Consider the following 4,630-nt stretch of genomic DNA (forward strand, 5'->3'; position numbering starts at 1 on the left):
CCCTCATCTACCGGGCCAGCTAACGTTCGCCGTCCGGGTTCATCGATGCGTCGGGGACCCCGCACCCACAAGCTGGAGCAGCGCCTGACTCAGGCCGGTCAGGGCACGTCGCGCCGCATGGTGAGGACGCGACCGGCGGTGGCCGCGAGCGCCGACCAAGCGGCAAGTACGAGGGCGCCGACGGCCGGTGGGAGCAGGATGTCGGGGTCCTGCCCCATCAGAGCGAAGCCGGCCTGGCCGGGGGCGAGCCGTCCGACGTCGGGAATATAGGCGATCAGCAGGTTCTCGATGAACAGCAGCCAGGTGGCCAGACCAACCAGGGCGGTGACCTGATTACGCAGGATCGCGCCCAGACCGAGACCGAAGGCGGCCCACAGCGCGCCCACCAGGGCCCCGCCAAGAAGGAGACGCACGACATCGGGGTGGGCGAGGGCGATGTCGATGCCACGACCAGCGAGGACAGAGCTTCCGACGACGATGGCGACGAGTTCCACGGCGAACCCGAACGTTGCCCCGGTGAGGGCGCTCGCGCCGAGCTTGGCGGTCAGGACCTGTCCTCGCCGCGGGGTGACGAGGAACGTCGAGCGGATCGTTCCATGACGGAACTCGGTGGCGATGGTCATCGCGCCGCCGATCCCGGCGAACAGGGCTGCGAGGACTCCCCAGCCGAACACCCGCATCTGATCTGTGACGGTTACCAGCTGGTCTGGGCTGAGGCTGAACGCATGGAGGGCCACCGCGAACAGGCCGAGACCGAGCAGGGTCAGCAGCAGGGTGAGGTCGGTGCGGGTCGAGCGCTGCTTGCGCAGTTCGGCGGCGAGGACGGTGTTCACGCGGCCACCTCGGAGGTGACGGCGAGGTAGACCTCTTCGAGCGTCTGCCCGTCCGCGGTCAGCTGATCGAGCCGACCCTGTGTTGCCAGCCGACCTCGGTGGAGTATCAGTACCTGGTCGACGGTCTGACTGACCTCGGCGAGGACGTGGCTGGAGACGAGGACTGCCCCGCCCCGCTCGGCGAATCCGCGCAGCATCGCGCGCAGCCACTGCATCCCTGCTGGATCGAGGCCGTTCGCAGGCTCGTCGAGGACGAGTAGGCGGGGTTCACCGAGAAGGGCTCCGGCGAGCCCGAGCCGCTGACGCATCCCCAGGGAGTAGGTCCGCACCCGTCGGTCAGCCGCCGCGTCGAGCTCGACCATGGCAAGCACCTCCTCGACGCGGGTATCGGGGATCCCGGCGGCCAGCGCGAGGACACGCAGGTGCTCGCGGCCGGAGCGGGCGGGGTGAAGGTCATGAACGTCCAGCACCGCACCGACTTGCCTCGCGGGACTACCCAGGTCCTGATATGGATGGCCGAGGATGAGGGCCTCGCCGGAACTCGGCGTGGCCAGGCCGAGCAGAAGCCGAAGTGTTGTGGTCTTCCCTGCTCCGTTCGGGCCGAGAAATCCGGTGACGGTTCCCTTCTCCAAGGCGAAGGTCAGGTCGTCGAGCACGACGGTGTCGCCGTAGCGTTTACTCAGCGAGCGCACGCTGACGATCGCGTCGTGGGTCGACGCCAAGGCTGTGGGCCTCACATCGCCGGTCCGGTGGTCCATGCGCAACTCCTCACGGTGATGTCTGGTTGTCTGTCCGGCACCGATCGTGTCGGTACCAGGGTGCGGTGGCATCGGCCGTGGGAAGCGGGTCGTCTACTCCTGTAGGCGTATGCGCGCCGGGCGGGGCGCGGTTAGATTCGGCTCATGGGACGCGGGCAGATCTCCGCTGTGGACGCCGCCGTCCCGATCCTGGTCGGTGCCGTGATCACCGCCGGAATCGTCGTTCGTGCGCAGACCGAAACCGTCCACACGGCGCTACCACTGGGACTGGCCGCAGCCGCGGCTCTGGCGGCACGCCACCGCGCTCCTGTGATCACACTCGCCGTTACCGGTGGCCTCGTTCTCGGCTTGTGTACCATCGAGCCCGCGGCCGGCGCCGCGGCCGTCTTCGCACCCGCCGCGGCGCTGTACTCGGTGGGACTGCGCCGCGGCCGGGCCCATCAGGTCGTCGCGGCGCTCGCGGCCGTCGCCGCGATCCTCGCCACCGACCTCTTCCTCACCAGCCCGGCCACCATCGCCCCGCATACTCTCGGCCACGCCGCTCTCGTTGCCATACCGATGCTCGCCGCCGACACACTGCGGACCCGCCGTTCCTACGTGTCGCTGCTGCTGGAGCGCGTCGAACTCGCCGAACAGTCCCGTGAGCAGGAAGCACGGCGGCTCATCGAGCAGGAACGGCTACGGATCGCCCGGGACCTGCACGACGTCGTCGCACACACCCTGACGACCATCAACGTCCAGGCCAGCGTCGCGGCGCACCTGCTCGACGACAAGGCCGGACACGCCCGAGCGGCCCTCGCGACGATCGCCGACGCCAGCCGCGACGCCCTCGACGAGATCCGGGCCGTCGTCGGAGTCCTGCGCGATCGCGACTCCGACAGCGGCCCTGCCAGAGCGCCACTCGAACCGACTCCCGCCGTCGAAACCGTTCACGACCTCGTCGCCCGGCTCCGCGACAGCGGCTTCGACGTCACCGTCCGAGTACAGGGTGAGCAGCCCGAACGGATACCGGATGCGGTCGGTCTCGCGACCTACAGGATCGTCCAGGAATCACTGACCAACGTCCGCCGCCACGCCCCCGGCGCATCCGCACAGGTCGGCCTCACCTTTACCGCGACGCAGATGCTCATCACCATCGAGAACCCGACCGAGCCTGCGGGAATAGGCGTCGGGACGGGCACTGACACCGCGGCCGCAGCCGGGGCTGCCGGCAAGAGCGAGGTCGGTGCCGGAGTCGGAATCATCGGGATGACCGAACGAGCGGCAGCGATCGGCGGAACTCTCGCGGCGACCCGGATACCGCACGGATTCCGGGTGTCCGCCGAGCTGCCCTACCGCCCAGCACCGGCAGTCACATGACGCGCGTTCTGATCGCCGACGACCAAGCCGCGGTACGCGGCGGCTTCGCCGCCCTCGTCGCGGCCGAGAGCGGGCTGGTGCTGGCCGGTGAGGCCAGCAACGGACGCCAGGCCGTCGACATCGCCCGGCGAGTGCTTCCGCATGTGGTGCTGATGGACATCCGCATGCCCGTTCTCGACGGACTGGAAGCAACCCGCCTCATCAGCACCGACCCGACCCTCACCCGCACCCGGGTCCTCATCCTCACCACATTCGACCTGGACGAGTACGTCTACACAGCACTGCGGGCCGGAGCCAGTGGCTTCCTCCTCAAAGACGCCGGACCCCGCGAACTGCTCCACGCTATCCGCGTCGTCGCAGCCGGCGATGCACTGATCGCACCGTCCGTGACCCGCCGGCTGATCACCGAGTTCGCCGCCCGCCGCGACCCAAGCGTGCCCCCCGCGACGCTGGCGACCCTCACCAACCGGGAACGCGACATCCTTCGCCTCGTCGCCCGCGGCCTCACCAACGCCGAGATCGCCGGCCGACTCCTCATCAGCCCCCTCACCGCCAAAACCCACATCAGCAACATCCTCGCCAAACTCGACCGCCGCGACCGCGCACAACTCGTGACCCTCGCCTACGAAACCGGCTTCGTCTCGCCCGGCGACAAAGATCGGACAGTCGAAAGCTGCTGAGCCCTCGAGGGACACGGCAGGCTGGTGCACGCCGCCAGTGGATGGATCGGCGAGGCGCTCGGGCTCGACCGCGGCGACGTCGGCTGGGACACCGCCCAGCTGACCGTGACCGGCAATAAAGGCCGCACTCTTAAAGTGCCCCCCTCCACCTCACGACCGTAACAATGCTCGCCGACTACGCGGCCCGCCGCGACCAGCTCTGCCCGACCGCGGAAGTGCGCTGATTCGAAATTTCTGAACGCTGTTCGACGGCGAACTCAGTGCGCCGCGACGTGTGCGACGATCCCGGAGGTAAGGGCTCGCCCGCTTCGTTTTGTCTGTAAGGGCGGATATGTATGCTGCCGTATTCGACGATTGGCTTCTGTCGACTGCAATCCTCATAGGGGCAGCCATTGCGAGGACTGCCCGCATGGTCGCCTGGCTACTTCACCGCCGCTCCAGGGGCGGATCATCGACGGGGCGTCGCTGCGATGGCGGTCGGGCGGCCAGTCGCCGCAGCAGGCGCGCACGGCGAACAGCGGCGGTCTGGCTGTCGCGCGCCGCGTAGGTCATAGCCACAGCACCCTTTCGGGGATCACACCCAGCCGGTGGCTGTTGGGCTCCAAAATCCGGGTGCGGCCTGTGAGCTGCTCTTTTGTAGCCCGGGTGATCGCCTGTGGAGGTCGTCAGGCGGCGTTGCGGTATTCGTTGATCAGCCCGCCGAGGATGCGTGTGCGACGGATGGTGGACCCCGGGGTCGGGGTGGCCACGGGTGGTGAGTCGGGTGGGTGCTGGCCGAGGGAGCGGTGGGGTCGGTGGGTGTTGAAATGCTCCGCGTAGCTGTCGAGGACCGATGTCAGGTGCCGTTCGGAGACGATCAACAGCCTGTCGGTGCATTCCCGGCGGACGGTGCCGACCCAGCGTTCCGCGATCGCGTTCGTCTGCGGCGACTGTGGCGGTGTGCGCACCACGTCGATACCGGCCCCGGCAAAGACAGCATTGAAGGAAGCCGTGAATTTCG

General features: G+C 68.4%; 5 protein-coding genes. 2 read left to right on the plus strand and 3 right to left on the minus strand.

The genetic code is table 11. From position 1 onward, the window contains the following. Nucleotides 1-98 precede the first annotated feature (98 nt). Nucleotides 99-833, minus strand: a complete 735-nt coding sequence (locus E0504_RS37350) for an ABC transporter permease (protein ID WP_131626789.1) — start codon at nucleotides 831-833, stop codon at nucleotides 99-101. Further along, the gene (locus E0504_RS37355; protein ID WP_112108545.1) at nucleotides 830-1,591 is read right to left on the minus strand and encodes an ABC transporter ATP-binding protein; all 762 of its coding nucleotides are present in this window, start codon (nucleotides 1,589-1,591) and stop codon (nucleotides 830-832) included. Before E0504_RS37355 ends, E0504_RS37350 begins: the two co-directional genes overlap by 4 nt. A 144-nt stretch (nucleotides 1,592-1,735) precedes the next feature. Between E0504_RS37355 and E0504_RS37360 the strand changes: the two genes are divergently transcribed. Both E0504_RS37360 and E0504_RS37365 read left to right on the plus strand, forming a co-directional pair. Next, nucleotides 1,736-2,950, plus strand: a complete 1,215-nt coding sequence (locus tag E0504_RS37360; RefSeq protein ID WP_131626790.1) for a sensor histidine kinase — start codon at nucleotides 1,736-1,738, stop codon at nucleotides 2,948-2,950. Beyond that, nucleotides 2,947-3,630 (plus strand): response regulator transcription factor, encoded by a 684-nt coding sequence (locus E0504_RS37365; RefSeq protein ID WP_112108547.1) that lies wholly within the window; start codon nucleotides 2,947-2,949, stop codon nucleotides 3,628-3,630. The genes E0504_RS37360 and E0504_RS37365 overlap by 4 nt, the downstream gene beginning before the upstream one ends. Nucleotides 3,631-4,295: 665 nt before the next feature. Here the strand turns inward: E0504_RS37365 and E0504_RS37370 are convergent. Continuing rightward, nucleotides 4,296-4,630: integrase core domain-containing protein (locus E0504_RS37370; protein ID WP_243657794.1), on the minus strand; the 335-nt coding region annotated here is incomplete at its 5' end.

The organism is Parafrankia sp. BMG5.11 (assembly GCF_004337455.1).

What these genes read in the sequence shown, in the direction of transcription:
- E0504_RS37355 (WP_112108545.1), bottom strand. Translation starts at nt 1,591, where the DNA reads ATGGACCACCGGACCGGCGATGTGAGGCCCACAGCCTTGGCGTCGACC.
- E0504_RS37360 (WP_131626790.1), top strand. Translation starts at nt 1,736, where the DNA reads ATGGGACGCGGGCAGATCTCCGCTGTGGACGCCGCCGTCCCGATCCTG.
- E0504_RS37365 (WP_112108547.1), top strand. Translation starts at nt 2,947, where the DNA reads ATGACGCGCGTTCTGATCGCCGACGACCAAGCCGCGGTACGCGGCGGC.